This is a genomic window from Clostridium algidicarnis, assembly GCF_000703125.1.
Taxonomy (GTDB): Bacteria; Bacillota; Clostridia; order Clostridiales; family Clostridiaceae; genus Clostridium_L; species Clostridium_L algidicarnis.
This window is the reverse complement of sequence record NZ_JNLN01000001.1, coordinates 2864805-2883323: the sequence shown is the minus strand read 5'-3', so window position 1 is coordinate 2883323 and position 18519 is coordinate 2864805. Positions and strand designations below refer to the sequence as shown.

The 18519-nt window shown below is 30.0% G+C and carries 19 protein-coding genes; all 19 read left to right on the top strand.

Annotated elements, in window-relative coordinates; all coding sequences use genetic code 11:
- The first annotated feature begins 346 nt into the window (after positions 1–346).
- The 19 genes from hflX to dtd all read left to right on the top strand — a co-directional run bounded on the left by hflX (position 347) and on the right by dtd (position 18513).
- On the top strand, positions 347–2140 hold the full coding sequence (gene hflX / locus BV55_RS0113835; protein ID WP_029453402.1) for a GTPase HflX: 1794 nt from the start codon (positions 347–349) through the stop codon (positions 2138–2140).
- 61 nt (positions 2141–2201) lie between these two features.
- A complete protein-coding gene (locus BV55_RS0113830; protein WP_029453401.1) occupies positions 2202–3098 on the top strand; it encodes a nucleotidyltransferase domain-containing protein in 897 nt (298 codons plus the stop codon).
- A gap of 40 nt (positions 3099–3138) precedes the next feature.
- The gene (locus BV55_RS0113825; protein ID WP_029453400.1) at positions 3139–3786 is read left to right on the top strand and encodes a YigZ family protein; all 648 of its coding nucleotides are present in this window, start codon (positions 3139–3141) and stop codon (positions 3784–3786) included.
- Between the two features lie 143 nt (positions 3787–3929).
- The gene (locus tag BV55_RS0113820; protein WP_029453399.1) at positions 3930–4667 is read left to right on the top strand and encodes a YebC/PmpR family DNA-binding transcriptional regulator; all 738 of its coding nucleotides are present in this window, start codon (positions 3930–3932) and stop codon (positions 4665–4667) included.
- Between the two features lie 68 nt (positions 4668–4735).
- The gene (locus BV55_RS0113815) at positions 4736–5329 is read left to right on the top strand and encodes a hypothetical protein (protein WP_029453398.1); all 594 of its coding nucleotides are present in this window, start codon (positions 4736–4738) and stop codon (positions 5327–5329) included.
- Between the two features lie 176 nt (positions 5330–5505).
- Entirely contained in the window at positions 5506–6105 is a 600-nt protein-coding gene (gene ruvA / locus BV55_RS0113810) for a Holliday junction branch migration protein RuvA (RefSeq protein WP_029453397.1), read from the top strand.
- A 27-nt stretch (positions 6106–6132) separates the two neighbouring features.
- Entirely contained in the window at positions 6133–7155 is a 1023-nt protein-coding gene (gene ruvB, locus BV55_RS0113805; protein ID WP_157469731.1) for a Holliday junction branch migration DNA helicase RuvB, read from the top strand.
- A 22-nt stretch (positions 7156–7177) separates the two neighbouring features.
- A complete protein-coding gene (queA, locus tag BV55_RS0113800; protein WP_029453395.1) occupies positions 7178–8203 on the top strand; it encodes a tRNA preQ1(34) S-adenosylmethionine ribosyltransferase-isomerase QueA in 1026 nt (341 codons plus the stop codon).
- Between the two features lie 210 nt (positions 8204–8413).
- Complete coding sequence (gene tgt / locus BV55_RS0113795) at positions 8414–9541, top strand: tRNA guanosine(34) transglycosylase Tgt (RefSeq protein ID WP_029453394.1); 1128 nt, start codon at positions 8414–8416, stop codon at positions 9539–9541.
- A 16-nt stretch (positions 9542–9557) separates the two neighbouring features.
- Positions 9558–9842, top strand: coding sequence for a preprotein translocase subunit YajC (gene yajC / locus BV55_RS0113790; protein ID WP_029453393.1), 285 nt, complete (start codon positions 9558–9560; stop codon positions 9840–9842).
- Between the two features lie 58 nt (positions 9843–9900).
- A complete protein-coding gene (locus BV55_RS0113785) occupies positions 9901–10272 on the top strand; it encodes a TIGR04086 family membrane protein (RefSeq protein WP_029453392.1) in 372 nt (123 codons plus the stop codon).
- 70 nt (positions 10273–10342) lie between these two features.
- Positions 10343–10480, top strand: a complete 138-nt coding sequence (gene scfA / locus BV55_RS14970) for a six-cysteine ranthipeptide SCIFF (protein WP_035794446.1) — start codon at positions 10343–10345, stop codon at positions 10478–10480.
- A 63-nt stretch (positions 10481–10543) separates the two neighbouring features.
- Positions 10544–11908 carry a thioether cross-link-forming SCIFF peptide maturase gene (gene scfB, locus BV55_RS0113775; RefSeq protein WP_029453391.1) on the top strand — a complete coding sequence of 455 codons (1365 nt, stop codon included), beginning with the start codon at positions 10544–10546 and terminating at the stop codon, positions 11906–11908.
- A gap of 81 nt (positions 11909–11989) precedes the next feature.
- Positions 11990–13234, top strand: coding sequence for a protein translocase subunit SecD (secD, locus tag BV55_RS15745; RefSeq protein ID WP_029453390.1), 1245 nt, complete (start codon positions 11990–11992; stop codon positions 13232–13234).
- Between the two features lie 5 nt (positions 13235–13239).
- Positions 13240–14094: a protein translocase subunit SecF gene (gene secF / locus BV55_RS15740; RefSeq protein WP_029453389.1), complete on the top strand. Its 855-nt coding sequence runs from the start codon at positions 13240–13242 to the stop codon at positions 14092–14094.
- Positions 14095–14324: 230 nt separating this feature from the next.
- The gene (locus BV55_RS0113760; RefSeq protein ID WP_029453388.1) at positions 14325–15191 is read left to right on the top strand and encodes a DHH family phosphoesterase; all 867 of its coding nucleotides are present in this window, start codon (positions 14325–14327) and stop codon (positions 15189–15191) included.
- Between the two features lie 29 nt (positions 15192–15220).
- Positions 15221–15739 carry an adenine phosphoribosyltransferase gene (locus BV55_RS0113755; RefSeq protein ID WP_029453387.1) on the top strand — a complete coding sequence of 173 codons (519 nt, stop codon included), beginning with the start codon at positions 15221–15223 and terminating at the stop codon, positions 15737–15739.
- Between the two features lie 124 nt (positions 15740–15863).
- Positions 15864–18050, top strand: a complete 2187-nt coding sequence (locus BV55_RS0113750; protein ID WP_029453386.1) for a RelA/SpoT family protein — start codon at positions 15864–15866, stop codon at positions 18048–18050.
- A gap of 13 nt (positions 18051–18063) precedes the next feature.
- Positions 18064–18513 (top strand): D-aminoacyl-tRNA deacylase, encoded by a 450-nt coding sequence (gene dtd / locus BV55_RS0113745; RefSeq protein WP_029453385.1) that lies wholly within the window; start codon positions 18064–18066, stop codon positions 18511–18513.
- The last annotated feature ends 6 nt before the right edge of the window (positions 18514–18519 follow it).

Here is an 18519-nt window from a genome sequence, read left to right as displayed (position 1 = left end):
TATATAATTAATATACCTTTTAAAAGTACCAATTTCAAGACTTTTTATTTAGGATTATAAATCTAACAGATAAATTCAAAAGAATTATTTTAAATAGAATATCCTATTTAAGAAAAATATATACACTAAATTAGTATTTTTTTAATATTAATTATAGCTTACTTTAAAGGGTAATCATTGTCTAGTCTATTTACAACCATGTTTTTATGGTATAAAATTATATGAAAGTTGAAAAGTATAATGTAATTGAATTTAAACAATATATTTTAGTTTTTGAAGCAGGCGTATTTTATAGGAAAATTTTTTAAAATGAAAAGTTGAAATAGTCATAAAAGGAGTGAAAATTATGATATATGGAAGTATAGATGGTGTAAAAAAGAATATAATAGATAATTTAGAAGATATAAGTGAAATGACTTTGCCAAAGTATATGTTATTTACTGAAGAAATTTTAAATGTTTTAGTAGATAGTAGCTCTCGATTAGGAAGAGAAATAAGTGTTGCTATAGATAGAAAAGGTAAGGTCGTAGGTGTTGCTATAGGAGATAGTAGCACTGTAGAAATACCCATGATTAATATAAAAGAAAAGAAGCTTTCAGGAGTTAGGATAATACATACTCATCCAAATGGAAATTCAAGATTATCTGCAATTGATAACTCAGCTTTACTTAAATTAAAATTGGACTCTATAGTTGCCATAGGTGTTTTAAATGAAAAACTTACGGATATAAGTGTTGGATTTTGTGATGTTAAAGATAACCTATTGGTACCAGAACTTATGGAAGGGTTAACTTTAAAAGAAAGTTTAGATTTTGATTTTATAAATAAGGTTAAAAATATTGAAAATATAATCGAAAGTAATGAAATAGAAGAGGATAACGGGGAAAAGGCAATTATAGTTGGATCTGATACAGAAGAGAGCTTAGACGAACTAGGTCAACTAGCAAAAGCTTGTGATATTCCTGTGCTTTTTAGTGTGTTTCAAAATAGAAGTAAGATAGATCCAACCTATTACATTGGAAAAGGTAAGGTGGAAGAGATATCCCTATTAAGGCAAGGGTTAAGAGCTAATGTAATAATATTTGATGATGAGCTTTCAGGATCCCAAGTAAGAAATCTTGAAGAAGCTATTGGGTGTAAGGTAATAGACAGAACTACATTAATATTAGAAATATTTGCAACAAGAGCTAAAACGAAGGAAGCGAAAATACAGGTAGAACTTGCCCAATTGAAATATAGGCTTTCAAGGCTTACAGGTCTTGGTGCTATACTTTCAAGAACAGGTGGTGGAATAGGAACAAGGGGACCTGGAGAAAAGAAATTAGAAACAGATAGAAGACATATAAGAGAAACAGTATATGATTTAACAGCAGAACTTTCTAAAATTAAGAAGACTAGAGAAACTCAAAGAGAAAAAAGAAACAAACAAAACATACCACAAATATCCTTAGTAGGTTACACTAACTCAGGAAAGTCTACATTAAGAAATGCCTTATATGATATGGCAATGCCAAAAGATTCTATTGAAAAATCAAAGGTTTTTGAAGCAGATATGTTATTTGCAACATTAGATACTACAACAAGAGCTATTAATCTTTTAGATAATAGATTAATTACGCTAACTGATACTGTAGGATTTGTTAGAAAGTTACCTCATGAATTGGTAGAAGCATTTAAATCTACTTTGGAAGAGGTTATTTATTCTGAAGTTTTAATACACGTAGTAGATTCATCAGCAGAGTATGTTAATGAACAAATACAGGCAGTAGAAGAGGTGTTAAGTGAACTAGGTGTAAAAGATAAATCTATGATACTTGCATTAAATAAAATAGATAATATAAGCAATGAAGAACTAGAAGATTTAATTAATATGTATAAGGGAAAGTATGAAATTGTTTCAATATCAGCTAAAGAAAATATAAACCTTGAATTGTTACTAGAAACTATTGCAAACAAATTACCTAACAAGTTAAAGAAGGTAGAATATGTAATACCCTATAGTGAACAATCTGTAGTAGCATACTTACACAGAAATGCAAAAATAATAGAATCTACTTATGAAGATGAAGGAACATATATAAAAGCAGAAGTTGATGATGAAATTTACAATAAGTGTAGACAATTCATTAAAGAAAATTAATGTTTATAATTGAATGGTATTTATATTAAATGTAGATAATTATAAAAGGGGAAGAGAAGAAATGGATAATATCATATTGAAATACCAAAAGGCTTTTAATTCGTTGATGAATAAAATGAAACCAAGTGAAAATATCTTAGCGGTTATGGTTTTTGGGAGTATGGTTACAGGAGACTTTTGGGAAGAATCAGATATAGATCTTTTTGTTATATTAAAAGATTATTCTAATGAGATTAAAAATATATACACAGAAGAAAAGGGAGTAGCTGTACACATAAAGCTTATGAGCAAGGAAAAGTTCTTGCAACTTCATGAAAGTGACCTTAGAGGAGGATTTATCCATAGGATATTTGCATCTTCAAGGTTAGTATTTTCAAAAGACTTAGACGTTACTACAAGATATAATAATGGCAGGTATTACCCAGACTTAGATAGAGAAAGATGGAATATGGTGTATCTTGGTAAAACTCTTAAAAGCATAGATGTTTGTAAAAAATATTTAAGTAATGATGGAATATATGTGGCTTACAGCACTGCAATTCGTGCTATAGAAGATTTTGCAAGACTATATGTAAATTGCAATGGCTATATGATAAGCAAAGATGCTACTTCCATGGCAATGAATATTAATGATGAATTTAAAGAATGTGTGGATAAGTTGTTTTTTAGTAAAGAAGATTCAGTTAAAATAGTGCAAGAAACTTTAGACTTTTTAAAGTCATCTGTAGATAAGAATATAAAAGAGAGCACTAGGTTACTGCTTGAATTTATGAGGATAAAAGATGATCTTTTAAGTGCAGAAGAAATAAAAAACGATCCATTATTTGAAAGTTATGAAATAGATATGGAAGATATATTAAATGAACTTTGGAAAAATAATATCGTAAAAAAAGATTTTAGAAATTACAATGATTTAAAAGGAAACTATATAATTAAAGAAAATGTATACTTTATTTAATTATATAGTTTAACATTTAAAATAAGAAAGAGGGATAATTTTGAAATATATAACAGTAAAACAGGAAGCTATTGATGAATTTAAAGAAAAAAAGTCCCTTTTTATTGGTTATATTAAAAGAATAGAAGAGGAAGAGGAAGCCAAGGATTTTATCGAACATATAAAGTCTAAGCATAAAGATGCTACACATAATGTTTATGCTTACATAGTTGGAAAAAATCTTGAGATACAAAGGTATAGCGATGATGGTGAACCTCAAGGTACTGCTGGAGTACCAATTTTAGAAGTAATTAAAAAAACAGGCATTACTGATTGTGTAATTGTTGTAACTAGATATTTTGGAGGTATACTTTTAGGAGCGGGAGGGCTTATAAGAGCTTATACCAAAGGTGCTAGTTTAGCTATTAAAAAGGCAGGCATAGTAGAAAAGGTAAGTGGAATTTTATTAAAGTTTATTTTAGAGTATGAGTCATTAGGTAAAGTTCAATTTATATGTAATGAAAACAAATGGTATATTGAAGATATATTGTACACGGACAAAGTGGAGATTAATATATATAGTGAGATAGAAAAAATAGAAATTATTGAAACTAAAATTATAGATGCTACTAGTGGTAAAGTAACCGTAATAAAAGGTGAAAAAGATATGTTTTTTAAACAAGGTAATAGACTATTTAAGAATATATAAATTATAGTTTAGTTTCGTAAAATTTAGTTATTATCCTTAAAAGTTTTACTTATGATGTTTTATTGAAGAAAATGAAGGTTTTGTGATATAATAGTGTAGGAAAATCAAAGACAAATATTTATTTTAAGTTAGGAGGAAATTTTATGTCAGGGCACTCAAAATGGCACAATATACAAGCTAAAAAAGGGAAGGCAGATGCTAAGAGAGGTAAAATATTCACTAAAATAGGTAAAGAATTAATGGTAGCAACTAAAGCAGGAGGACCGAGTCCAGATACAAACTTTAAATTAAGAGATGTTATTGCAAAAGCTAAAGTTAATAATATGCCTCAAGATATTATAACCAGGGCTATAAAAAAGGCTACTGGAGACTTAAGTGGCGTTGTATATGAAGAAATAACTTATGAGGGATATGGGCCCTCTGGTATAGCTGTAATTGTGGAGGTCTTAACGGATAATAAGAATAGAAGTGCAAGTAATGTAAGACATGCATTCACAAAACATGGCGGTAATCTAGGAGCTAGTGGTTGTGTAAGCTTTATGTTTACGAGAAAAGGGCAAATAGTAATTGAAAAGAATGATTCTTTAGATGAAGATGAATTAATGATGATGGCTTTAGAAGCTGGAGCAGAGGACTTTGAATCAGAAGATGAGGTTTATATCATAACTACTGGATTTGAAGAGTTTAGCACCGTTAGAGAGAAATTAGAAGAAAAGTCCATAGAATTTTTAGAGGCTGAAATAAAAATGATACCGGATACATACGTCACTATAGATGAAGAAGTATCTATTCAAGTAGAAAAGATGCTAGACGTTTTAGAAGAAGATGATGATGTACAAAACGTATGGCACAATGCTGAATTTCCAGAAGGCTTTGAATAACAGATAATAGTATTATTTGATGTATAAGGTTTATATTTTTGGACATAATGTCACTAAGGAGTGATGTTATGAAAGCGAAAAAGAATGTATTATTATTGATTATAGGACTATTTTTAATTGGTTCCTTATTTTTTGTAGGATATTTTATAGGTGGATCGAAAGAAGCATCTTTAGATAAGAGTGCAAGTAGTAATTTATCAGTGTATGATTCTAAACAAGAAGATCAATTAGATGATGATTTGTGTTTAGTTTTAAAAGATGTAGATGTTACAACTGGTGATTCTACAGTAAAATTAAAAAAGACCATAAAAGAGTTTAAAACAAAGGATAAAGACAAAATTACAAAAAGCTCTTTAGAAGAAATTTACCTTAAAGAAGGATACGAATTATCTTCCGTAACTGATAAGGAGATAATTCTAGTGAAAAACATTGAAAAATCTTTTGAACCTGGTAGGTATTACTTAGGAGAGGAAAAAGGTTTTGTAGCTATATTTAAGAGCGATGATAAAGGTAAGTTATTTATAGAAGATTATAATAAAGATATTATAACACGAAAAGTAGATAGCTTACCTGAAGGAGATAGAGTTTTGCTCAAAAATAAGCAATTAAAATTTGAAACTAAAGAAGAGGCTTATGATCAAATAGCTGAAATTGAATCATAGAATATTAAAAAGCGAGGACAGATCTTAAAGGATACTTGTTCTCGCTTTAAACCTAGTTTCGTAATATTAATATATTTAATGTTTGAAAATAAAAGCTGGCATTATTGAATTATTTTAGCGTAAATGTTAAAGTAATATATAGATTTTAAATAAATATGGTATAAGGGGTAAATAGATTGTATGAATATATAAAAGGCGAATTTAAAGGCATGCATAAAGATTATATAGTAATTGAAAATAACGGTATTGGATATAAGATATTCACATCAGGAAGTACTCTTTCTAATATGCCTAAGATAGATGAAACTGCTTTGATTTTTATCGAACAAGTTGTAAGACAAGATTTTATAGGATTATATGGGTTTATAACTAAAGAAGAATTAGAGATGTTCAAATTACTTCTAACTATAAATGGTGTGGGGAGCAAAGCAGCACTTTCTTTATTATCTATATCTACTGTGAAAAGACTTAAGTATGCAGTATTTACTGAGGATGAAAAGACACTTATTAGAGCACCTGGAATAGGTAAAAAGACCGCTCAGAGAATTATATTAGAGCTTAAAGACAAGATAAAGGTAGAAGATGTGGAGATAGAAGACTTAAAGGGAGATAATGCTGAAGATAAGGCATTTAAAAATATACAAGAAGAAGTAGTTGAAGCATTACTATCTTTAGGATATACAAAAAGAGAAGTAGAAAGTGCTCTTAAAAGCTTAAAGCCTTCAGATTCTGTTGAAACAATGATAAAAGATTGTCTTAAGTACTTAATGAATTAGGGAGGGCAAGTTTTGGATGAAGATAGAATTATTTCTGCAAAATCTAAGGAAGAAGATATTACTAATGAATATAGCTTAAGACCTCAAAAGTTAAAAGAATATATAGGTCAAGAAAATGTTAAAGAGAGATTAGATATATTTATAAAGGCAGCCCAGAATAGAAAAGAATCATTAGATCATGTATTGCTTTATGGGCCACCAGGTCTTGGTAAAACTACACTTGCTAATATTATAGCTAAAGAAATGGGTGGAGATTTAAAAGTTACATCAGGACCTGCCATAGAAAGAGGTGGCGATTTAGCAGCTATCCTAACAACTATGAAAGAAAATGATGTGTTATTTATTGATGAAATTCACAGATTGAATAGGAGTATTGAAGAAATACTTTATCCGGCAATGGAGGATTATGCATTAGATATAGTTATCGGAAAAGGTGCATCAGCAAAATCTATTAGACTTGATTTATGTAAGTTTACTTTAATTGGAGCTACAACAAGGATTGGTCTTTTAACATCTCCTCTTAGGGATAGATTTGGTGTGCTTTGCTCTATGGAGTTTTATACAGATGAAGAACTTACAGAAATAATAATAAGGTCTTCTCATATACTAGGATGTAGTATAAATAGAGAAGGAGCCTCAGAGATAGCTAGAAGATCTAGAGGTACACCAAGAATAGCAAATAGATTACTTAAAAGGGTGAGAGATTATTCAGAGGTTAAAGGACATAGGAATATTGATTATAAAACTGCAAGGCTTGCACTAGAACTTTTAGATGTTGATGATATGGGATTCGATAGAATTGACAATAGAATATTAGAAGCTATAGTAGACAGTTTTAATGGTGGACCTGTTGGAGTAGAGACATTGTCTTACTTCGTAGGTGAAGAATTAGATACAATACAGGATGTGTACGAGCCATATCTTTTGCAAAAAGGTTTTATAGTAAGGACACCTAGGGGAAGAATGGCAACAGAAAAAGCATATATTCATTTAAACAAATTAGAAAAATTTAATTTAAATAAAGATAAACCAACTCTTTTTGGAGAGTAACTTTGTGTAAGAGGTGTAGTAATTGAAAGTTAGTGATTTTGATTTTGATTTACCAGAAGAACTTATTGCTCAATATCCTTTAAAGGATAGAGCAAAATCTAGAATTATGGTTTTAGATAAATATACTGGACAAATAGAACATAAGATATTTTATGATATAGTAGATTATTTAAATAAAGGAGATACTTTAGTATTAAACAATACTAGGGTTATACCAGCAAGAATTATCGGAGAAAAAGAGGATTCTGGTGGGAAAATAGAATTTTTATTATTAAAAAGGACGGAAGGCGATAGCTGGGAAGCTCTTGCAAAACCCGGTAAAAGAGCAAAGGTTGGCGCTATATTTAGTTTTGGGGATGGAAGATTAAAGGCTGAAGTTACAAAAGTTAAAGACGATGGAAATAGGATAATCAAATTTTGTTATGAAGGTATATTTGAAGAAGTTTTAGATGAACTTGGACAAATGCCTTTACCACCCTATATAAAAGCTACATTAGAAGATAAAGAAAGATACCAAACAGTTTATTCTAAAGAAAGCGGTTCAGCAGCAGCTCCTACTGCAGGATTACACTTTACAAAAGAACTTCTTGAGAATATTGAGAAAAAAGGAGTTAATATAGCTTACCTTACTTTACATGTGGGGCTTGGAACATTTAGACCTGTTAAGGTAGAAACTATAGAAGAACACGATATGCACTCAGAGTATTATCATATAGATAAGGAAAATGCAGATATAATAAATAAAACGAAAGAAAATGGCGGAAAAGTTATTGCTGTAGGAACCACATCTTGTAGAACCTTAGAAACTTTAGGTAAAGATGGATTTCCTTTAAAAGAAAGTAGCGGGTGGACAAATATATTTATATATCCGGGATATGAATTTAAGGTTGTAGATAAATTAATTACTAATTTTCATCTGCCAGAGTCTACATTAATAATGCTTGTAAGCGCTTTAGCTAAAAAGGAAAATGTAATAAAAGCTTATGAGGTAGCCATAAAAGAAAAATATAGATTTTTTAGCTTTGGAGATGCTATGCTCATCAAGTGATTCTTAGACTCAGGTGGAGTTTGCTTATAAGGAATACATCTCTCCATCTGAAGCTTAGAAGAACTTATCCAGGGGCGTAGCAGCCGTCATCCCCAACCTTGAAGAGGATAGTGGTGTTACGGATGGTAGCCATCGGATAAAATAGTTAATAAATTAATATAATATTAATACAATTTGAAATATAATTGTGATGAGAAAAAGGGTGAAATGATGTATAAATTACTTAAAACTACAGGGAAAGTGAGAAGGGGAGAGTTTAAAACGCCTCACGGGACTATTCAAACCCCAGTGTTTATGAATGTTGGTACCTTGGCAGCTATAAAGGGAGCGGTATCATCTATGGATCTTAAAGAAATTGAATGCCAAGTAGAGCTTTCTAATACATACCATCTTCATTTAAGACCAGGAGATAAAGTAATTAAGGAATTAGGAGGAATACATGAGTTTATGAATTGGGATAGACCAATATTAACAGACTCAGGTGGGTTTCAAGTATTTTCCTTAGCCAGCATGAGAAAAATAAAAGAAGAAGGCGTTTATTTTAACTCTCATATAGATGGACGTAAAATATTTATGGGACCAGAGGAGAGCATGCAGATTCAAAGTAATTTAGCATCTACAATAGCAATGGCTTTTGATGAATGTATACCAAATCCATCTCCAAGAGAATATGTTGAAGCCTCTGTAGATAGAACAACTAGGTGGCTTATTAGATGCAAAAATGAATTAGATAGATTAAATTCTTTAGATGATACTATAAATAAAAAACAAATGCTTTTTGGAATAAATCAAGGTGGAGTTTATGAAGATATAAGAATAGAACATGCAAAAACTATATCTAAATTGGACTTAGATGGCTATGCTATAGGTGGTCTTGCAGTAGGAGAAAGTCATGAAGATATGTATAGAATAATTGATTCTGTTGTGCCACATCTTCCTCAGGATAAACCTATATATCTTATGGGCGTGGGTCTGCCTAAAAATATACTTGAAGCTGTAGAAAGAGGGGTAGACTTCTTTGATTGTGTGCTACCTGCTAGAAATGGTAGGCATGGACATGTGTTTACAAAAAGCGGAAAAATAAATATTATGAATGCCAAATTTGAGTTAGATAAAAGACCTATAGATGAAGGGTGCGATTGTCCAGCTTGTAAGAATTATACGAGGGCCTATATTAGGCACCTATTTAAAGCTAAAGAAATGTTAGCTATGAGACTTTGCGTATTGCATAATTTATATTTTTATAATAAACTAATGGAAGAAGTAAGAGATTCTATAGATGGCGATTATTTCAGAGATTTTAAAAAACAAAAACTCACAGAGTGGGGAGAAATTTAAGAAAGGAGTGATATTAATGTCACAAATATTAAAAAATGTTTTACCTATAGTATTAATGCTAGGGCTATTTTATGCAATTGTATTTATACCAGAAAATAAAAGAAGAAAGAAATATTCTAATATGCTTCAAGAGTTAAAAGCAAATGATGAGGTATTAACTCGAGGTGGAATTATGGGTAAGGTTATAAACATTCAAGATGACTTTGTAATAATTGAAAGTGGTCCTGAAAGATCAAGACTTAAAGTATCTAAACAAGGAATTGCTAGCGTAGTGGAAGAAAAAGACAAAACAATAGAATAATAATGTAATAAAACACCTCCTATCTTCATAATTATTAATAGATAGGGGGTGTTTTATTTTGAAAAATAATGCTTTTGTAAATAACTTAGTAAAGGGTACAGCAAGATCTTTTTTATTAACGGTAATTATGGTAATAGTTTATTCCATACTAATGAGGTTTATAGATATAAATAGTAATGTAAGTTCCATTGTGTACCTTATAATAACTTCTTTAAGTGTAATATATGGAGCCATATATGTAGCAAGAGCTAATGGAAAAAAAGGATGGCTTAGTGGAATGATATTATCTTTAGTTTATATGATTTTAATAATGTGTATATCTGGATTTATGCAAGGATTTAAAGATATTATAAACCTATATGCATTTTATAGAATACTTATAGCTTTGGGTATGGGGGCATTATCAGGAATGTTAGGAATAAATCTATAAAAGTTCTTTATTTAAGGGTATAATTGTGTTACAATGAAACAGAAAACGTTGATGAATGGAGGATGAGGACATGAAACATATAAAAACTTTAAACAAGTCTAATATAAAGAATAGCTTAAGTAAACCTGGATGTAAAGAGTGTGCAAACTCATGTCAATCTGCATGTAAAACATCTTGCACAGTTGCTAACTTAGCCTGTGAAAACTAATTTTTAAATTGCATGGCAGTAACTTAAAATGTTACTGCCTTATGTTCGTTAGGGGGAATATTAATGTCATTAATACACAAATTTATTCAAAATGATGATTATTATGTTATAGATGTAAATAGCGGAAGCCTACATATGGTGGACGAACTTGTTTATGATATTTTGGATGAAAATGAATTACAAGATAAACAAATAATATTAGAAAAGCTAAAGCTTAAATATTCTAAAGAGGATATAACTGAGGCTTTAAAAGATATTAGTGAGCTTATAACTGAAGGATTACTATACTCTGAAGATTTATATGAGGATATTGCAAAAGAGTCAGATAAAGATGAATCATCTCCTTATATAAAGGCGTTATGCCTTAATATAATACATGATTGTAATTTAAGATGTAAATATTGTTTCGCTGATGAAGGCGAATACAAAGGTGCAAGAAAAACTATGTCTGCAAAGGTAGGTAAAAAGGCTATTGATTTTGTTATAGAAAAATCAGGACCTAGAAAAAATATTGAAGTTGATTTATTTGGCGGAGAGCCTTTAATGGCCTTTGAAATTATAAAAGAAATAGTAGCTTACGCAAGAGAACAGGAAAAAATTTATAATAAAAATATTAGATTTACTATGACTACTAATGCAACTTTACTAAATGATGAGATAATTGAATATTTAGACAAAAATATGGTAAATATAATACTATCTATAGACGGAAGAGAATCTGTAAATGATGCAGTTAGAGTCAGAAGAGATGGTAGTGGAACACAAAAATCTATATTACCTAAGATTAAAAAGATGGTAGAAAAAAGAGATAAATCTAAACAGTATTATGTTAGAGGAACATTTACAAGAGAAAATACAGACTTTTTTGAAGATATTATGTATCTTGCAGGGGAAGGATTTAAAGAAATATCTATAGAACCAGTTGTACTTCCTGAAGATCATGATTTATCTTTAAGAGAAGAAGATTTAGAAACTATATTTAAACAATATGATAATTTATATGACGAAATGTTAAAAAGGCATAAAGAAGGTAATGAATTTAAATTTTACCACTTTAATATAGATCTTCAAGGTGGACCTTGTGTATACAAGAGAATATCAGGTTGTGGAGCAGGACATGAATATGTAGCTGTAACTCCCGATGGAGAAATATACCCTTGTCATCAATTTGTAGGAAATAAAGATTTTATTATGGGAGATATATTTAAAGGAGATTTAGACATGGAGATGTCTAATAAATTTAAAAAAGCGCATATTTATAACAAGCCTGTATGCAAAGAATGTTGGGCTAAATTCTATTGTAGTGGTGGATGCCAAGCTAATAATTTTAATTTTAATGGAGATATGAACATTCCATATGAACTAGGATGCAAAATGCAAAAGAAAAGAATAGAGTGCGCCATAGCACTAAAAGCTCAAACTATGTAATGTAAAAAGGTGGATATTATTGACTAATAATATCCTAAAGGATATAATTAAGCCTATCAGCATTTAGCGAGGGGGATAAACATGAAGTTAAAAGGTAAAAGTACTATTTTGTTTATAGCAATAGCCTTAGTCGTTGGATTTTTAGGTTATGCTGGAGCCTTTGGTTTGAATATTGGAAGTTATGAATTTAAGTCATTTGATAAAGTCATAACAAAGGGATTAGATTTACAAGGTGGAGTATCGGTACTGCAAGAAGTTGCGTCTGAAGAGAAGGTATCAAATGAAGATTTAGAAATAACTAAAGAATTACTTTCAATGAGAGTAAATAAGTTAGGTGTAGGAGAAACTTCTTTAAGTACAGAAGGAAATAACAGGATAAGAGTAGATATACCAGGAAGTTTTGATTCAAAGTCTATTGTAGATACACTTACAAAAACTGGAGACTTAAAGTTCGTTGGACCAGAAAATGATACTATTCTTACAGGCAAGGATGTAAAAAAGGCTACAGCTTTTGTAGACGATAAGGGTCAAAACATAGTAAGCCTTGAACTAAATGAGGATGGAACTAAAAAATTTGCAGAGGCTACAGAAAAATACTTACACCAAAATATAACTATATACATGGATGAAGAAAAATTAACAGATCCTCAGGTGCAAAGTATTATAAGTGATGGAAAGGCTACCATTACAGGTAATAGAAATTATGATGAGGCTAAAAAACTTGCAGGAGTAATTCAATCAGGAGCACTTCCTGTTCCGCTTAAAACAGTATCTATAAAGACTGTTGGCCCTACATTAGGTGCTACAGCCATACCAAGTAGCTTAAAAGCAGGATTAGTTGGGATATCCTTAGTATTTTTATTTATGATTTTATATTATAGGGTTCCAGGACTTTTAGCAGATATTGCATTAACATTATATATTTTACTGGTATTATATGCATTCACATATATAGGTTCAGTACTTACACTACCCGGCATTGCAGGATTCTTATTAACCATAGGGATGGCAGTAGATGCAAATGTCCTCATATTTGAGAGGATAAAGGAAGAATTAAAGACAGGAAAATCAATAAAATCATCTATAGACTCAGGATTTAATAGAGCGCTTTCTTCTATTCTAGACTCAAATATAACTACAATAATTGCAGGAATTGTACTTTATTATTTGGGATCAGGTGCAGTAAAAGGCTTTGCATTAACTCTTATGGTAGGTGTTATTTTAAGCATGTTTACTGCAATAACAATTACTAGATTATTAGTGAATTTAGCTTTTAACATGGGAATGCTAAGTAAACCATCTAGATTTGGTGTAAAGAGGGGGTAGTATTAGTGCTTAAGATAGTAGAAAAGAGTAAGATATGGTTTTCTATATCTATAGTGTTAATAGTTATAAGTATATTTTCTTTAGCTATTAATGGACTAAATTTTGGTATAGATTTTAAGGGTGGTACAAAGGTTTTAATTGATTTTGGAAAAGATTTTTCTAAGATAGAGGTTGAGGAAGAAATAATAAAAAAATATGCTAATGATGCAGTTACAACCAAGATAGAAGGCAGTCAGTTAGAAATAAAAAGTAACAACTTGGATTCGGAAAAGGTTTCAGAAATGTTTAAAGAAATAAAAGATAAGTACTCTTTAGAAAGTAGTGCATTAGTATCTCAAGAAGAAATAGGTGCATCTATAGGTAAAGAACTTACTAAAAAATCTATAATAGCTTTAATGGTAGCAACTCTTGGAATGCTTATTTATGTAAGAATAAGATTTGAAATTAGTTTTGCACTAGCAGCTATATTGGCTCTTTTACATGATGTTATTATAACTCTTGGAATTTATTCATTATTTAAGTTGCCTGTAAATTCCCCATTTATAGCAGCAATTCTTACAATAGTAGGATATTCAATAAATGATACCATTGTAATATTTGATAGAATAAGAGAAAATCTTAAAATTATGAGAAGAAAAGATATTGGAGAGGTTGCTAATGCAAGTATAACTCAAACACTTACTAGATCAATTAATACAGTTTTAACTACTTTAATAACAATAGTTAGTGTTTATATATTTGTGCCAGCAGTTAGAGAATTTACCTTCCCTATAACTGTAGGAATACTTTGGGGATCTTATTCTTCAATTTTCATTGCAAGCCCTCTATGGGTAGTATTTAAAAGAAAATTTAATAAATAATATTAATCATAAATAAAATTTATAAGCATAAATCTTCAATGCTAGTTGAAGATTTATGTTGTTTTTTACATCAAGTGAGTCTTAGAAGAACTTATCCAGGGGCATAGCAGCCATCATCCCACACCTTGAAGAGAGGAATGTTACGGATGGTAGCCATCGGATAAAGTAGTTTGTATAATTGAAAAGATTCAACTATAATTAGTTTCTAAGTAATTTGGAGGAGTTTAGATATGCACAAAAATGGAGAGAATATATATAGCTCGAAACAATGGTATGAATATGATCCATTTATGTTTAATGATATGAAGTTTACCATTGATAGGTTAGTAAATGCCATTAATGAGCGACAAAAAATAGTAGTATATGGTTCTTCAGAATTAGATAGTATATTTGGGGTATCCTTATTACTGTTAGTTTTAAAATATTTAAATGCAGATGTAGAATATTATATTTCAGAAGATATTAGTGAAAACTGTAAATTAGACAGTGAAGTTATAAAAAACCACATAAAATTTTTAGGGGCAGACGTTTTAATATCAGTAGGTTGCTTAGTTGAGTCTAAAGAACAAGAATTATGGTGCAAAAATATGGAACTTGATATTATTATCGCAGATAATAGACCGGAAAATGATTATGATTGCTTCTTAGTGCTAAATCCTAATTTAAGGCACTCTAATTATAAAGAAAGGAATCTTTCTAATTGTGGAGTGGTTTTTAAGCTATGCCAAGCTATAGCAAGTTATTATAATATGAAAAGTATAAATAAGTACATAGACCTAGTTATGCTTGGAACAATAGCTTCAGGTAAAGAAATTAAAGGCGAAAATAAAATAATATATGAAGCTGGATTAAAATACCTTACTCATACAAATAATTATGGGTTAAAGGCGTTATTAAAATATCATAATATTAGAGAATTTAACAAAGAAAATTTAACAAAGATAGTCTTTTTATTAACACCAACTTTAAACGCTATAGGGAGAATGGATAATGCTAGAATTGTTGTAGAACTTTTAACTACAGAGGAACCATACAGAGCTATACAAATATCAAAGTATTTAAGTAAAGAGGTAAACAATAGCATTTTAAATGCATAACATTTTTTGATTTGTGGAGGGGTAATAAGATGAACTTTAAAGAAAAAATAAGGGTAATAGAAAATTTTCCAAAAGAAGGTATAAGCTTTAAGGATATAACAACGTTGATAGGTGATGGTGAATCTTTAAAAATCACAATAGATAGTATTGTAGATCATCTAAGAGACAAAAATATTGATGTTATAGTAGGCCCTGAAGCTAGAGGATTTATATTTGGAGTTCCGGTTGCTTATGCTTTAGGAGTTGGATTTGTACCTATTAGGAAAAAAGGAAAATTACCTTATGAAACTATAAGCGAAGAGTATAACTTAGAATATGGAAGTGATATATTACAAATTCATAAAGATGCTATAAAGCCGGGACAAAGAGTGGCAATAATAGATGATTTACTTGCTACAGGTGGCACTATATGTTCTGTAGCTAAATTGGTAGAAAATACGGGTGGAAAAGTACAGGCCATAGATTTTGTAATTGAACTTACAGATTTAAAAGGAAAAGATAAGCTTAAAGGTTACGATGTTATGTCTTTAGTAAAATATGATATATAACTTCATTGAAAAATATTAATATATAATATATAATTATTAAAAACAATGGCTGGTTATATAACCAGCCATTGGCTTTATACCTAATGATAAATATAATGAAAGTTTTTTAGAGGAGAGTAATCCAATGCTAGAAAAGTTAATGAGGAAAATCGATAAAAATTGTAATAAGGTAGATAAGGAATTTATAGAAAAGGCTTATAATTTGGCTAATTATGCTCATGAAAAGCAAAGGAGAGAATCAGGTGAACCTTATATAGTTCATCCTATTGAGGTTGCATGCATTTTGGCAGACCTTGGTATGGATGATAATACTATAGCAGCTGGACTCCTTCATGATGTTATAGAAGATACAGACTATAGTTTTGAAGATATTGAAAGAGAATTTAATAAAGAAGTAGCGATATTGGTAGACGGTGTCACAAAGCTTGGAAAAATAAAATATAAAACTAAAGAAGAGCAACAAGCTGACAATGTAAGAAAAATGCTTCTTGCTATGACAAAAGACATAAGAGTTATCCTCATAAAACTAGCAGACAGATTGCATAATATGCGTACACTTAGATATATGCCTGTAGAAAAACAAAAAGAAAAGGCGAAAGAAACCTTTGATATATATGCACCATTAGCCCATAGACTTGGAATGTTTAAAATAAAGTGGGAATTAGAGGATTTAGCATTTAGATATATAAATCCTAATGAATATTATGATTTAGTTAGACGTATAGCTGAAAAGAGAATTGAAAGAGAAGAGTACATTAGTACTATAATATCGGATCTTAGTAATAGGCTAGAAAATGCATCTATTGAATCAGATATTGAAGGAAGACCAAAACATTTTTATAGTATATACAGAAAGATGGTTAATAAAAATAAAACTATTGATCAAATATTTGATTTAACAGCTATAAGAATACTCGTAGATAATATAAAAGATTGCTATGCGGTTTTAGGTATAGTTCACACGGTATATAAACCCATACCAGGAAGATTTAAAGATTATATAGCTATGCCTAAACCTAATATGTATCAATCTCTTCATACAACAGTAATAGGACCTCAAGGAAAAACTTTTGAAATACAAATAAGAACCTTCGAAATGCATAAGACTGCAGAATATGGTATAGCAGCTCATTGGAAGTACAAAGAGGGAGATAAAGGTCAAGGTGAGGGTGGGGACTCAGATTCAAAATTTTCTTGGCTTCGAGATATGTTGGAATGGCAAAAAGAAACTTCAGATGCAGAAGAATTTATGGAAGGGTTTAAAATAGATTTATTTTCAGATGAAGTTTTTGTATTTACACCTAAAGGTAAAGTGATAAACTTACCTTATGATTCAACACCTATAGATTTTGCTTATAGAATTCATACAGATATAGGCAATAAGTGTATAGGATCTAAGGTAAATGGAAATATGGTACCACTTGATTATAAACTTAAAACCGGTGAGATAGTTGAGGTTTTAACTTCAGCTACACCTAAGGGACCTAGTATCGATTGGCTGAACATAGCAAAAAGTAATCAAGCAAAAAGTAAAATAAGAGCATGGTTTAAAAAAGAAAAAAGAGAAGAAAATGCATCAAAAGGTAAAGAGATACTTGAAAAAGAATCTAAAAAACAAGGATATAATTTTGGCGAAATTGCTAAAGGTGAAATTTTTGATAAGGTTTTAAAAAAATATAATTTTAATAATATAGATGATTTATTTGCAGCTGTTGGCATGGGGGCAGTGGTACCTTCTACTATAGTTATAAAATTAAAAGAAGGAACTTCTAGTAATAACAGTAGCGCTTTAGAAAGTTTACAATCAAAAATCACAGAGGATGATATAAGTCATCATGATGAAAAATCTAGAAATGATAAAGGTTATGGAATAACTGTAAAAGGACTTACTAATGTATTGGTACGTTTTGCTAAATGCTGTAGTCCAGTTCCAGGTGACGATATAATAGGTTATATAACTAAAGGTAGAGGAATATCAGTGCATAGGTCAGATTGTAAAAATATACAAAACATGGATTCGGATGATGATGGAAAGTTTATAGAAGTAGAATGGGGAAATAATAGAGTTGATGGATATATATCAGATATACAACTAAAAGCTGAAGATAGAAGTGGTTTATTAACAGATGTTATGCTTGTAATTGTAGAATCTAAAATGAATTTGCATGCAATTAATGCTAAATCCATTAAAGGAAATATAGCAACTATAAATATAAGATTAAAAATAAATGATATTGAACAGCTTAAGGAATTTATGAAAAGAGTTAAAAAAATACAAGGAGTTATTGAGGTATATAGAAAAAAATATTAAGGATGTGAATGCATTGAAAGCTGTAGTTCAAAGAGTAATAAATTCTAGTGTAGCTATAGACGGAAAAACCATATCAAGTATTGATAGGGGACTTAATGTACTACTAGGTATTTCAGTAGATGATACTATAGAGGATGCAAAATACTTAAAAAATAAAATTTTTAACCTTAGAATTTTTGAAGATGAGAATGGTAAGCTTAATAAATCATTAATGGATGTTAAGGGAGATATTATTATAATTTCTCAATTTACTTTGTATGGAGATTGTACAAGAGGGAGAAGGCCTAGTTTTATTAAGGCATTACCGGGAAAAGAAGCAGAAGAATTATATGAATACTTTATTTCTCTTTTTAAAGAGGAAGATTTAAATGTTGGTACTGGAATTTTTGGAGCAGATATGAAAGTATCTATTGAAAATGATGGACCTGTTACTTTAATATTAGAAAGTAAAAAGACTTTTTAAAAAGGA

What these genes read in the sequence shown, in the direction of transcription:
- hflX (WP_029453402.1), top strand. Translation starts at nt 347, where the DNA reads ATGATATATGGAAGTATAGATGGTGTAAAAAAGAATATAATAGATAAT.
- BV55_RS0113830 (WP_029453401.1), top strand. Translation starts at nt 2,202, where the DNA reads ATGGATAATATCATATTGAAATACCAAAAGGCTTTTAATTCGTTGATG.
- BV55_RS0113820 (WP_029453399.1), top strand. Translation starts at nt 3,930, where the DNA reads ATGTCAGGGCACTCAAAATGGCACAATATACAAGCTAAAAAAGGGAAG.
- BV55_RS0113815 (WP_029453398.1), top strand. Translation starts at nt 4,736, where the DNA reads ATGAAAGCGAAAAAGAATGTATTATTATTGATTATAGGACTATTTTTA.
- tgt (WP_029453394.1), top strand. Translation starts at nt 8,414, where the DNA reads ATGTATAAATTACTTAAAACTACAGGGAAAGTGAGAAGGGGAGAGTTT.
- yajC (WP_029453393.1), top strand. Translation starts at nt 9,558, where the DNA reads ATGTCACAAATATTAAAAAATGTTTTACCTATAGTATTAATGCTAGGG.
- scfA (WP_035794446.1), top strand. Translation starts at nt 10,343, where the DNA reads ATGAAACATATAAAAACTTTAAACAAGTCTAATATAAAGAATAGCTTA.
- scfB (WP_029453391.1), top strand. Translation starts at nt 10,544, where the DNA reads ATGTCATTAATACACAAATTTATTCAAAATGATGATTATTATGTTATA.
- secD (WP_029453390.1), top strand. Translation starts at nt 11,990, where the DNA reads ATGAAGTTAAAAGGTAAAAGTACTATTTTGTTTATAGCAATAGCCTTA.
- BV55_RS0113760 (WP_029453388.1), top strand. Translation starts at nt 14,325, where the DNA reads ATGCACAAAAATGGAGAGAATATATATAGCTCGAAACAATGGTATGAA.
- BV55_RS0113755 (WP_029453387.1), top strand. Translation starts at nt 15,221, where the DNA reads ATGAACTTTAAAGAAAAAATAAGGGTAATAGAAAATTTTCCAAAAGAA.
- BV55_RS0113750 (WP_029453386.1), top strand. Translation starts at nt 15,864, where the DNA reads ATGCTAGAAAAGTTAATGAGGAAAATCGATAAAAATTGTAATAAGGTA.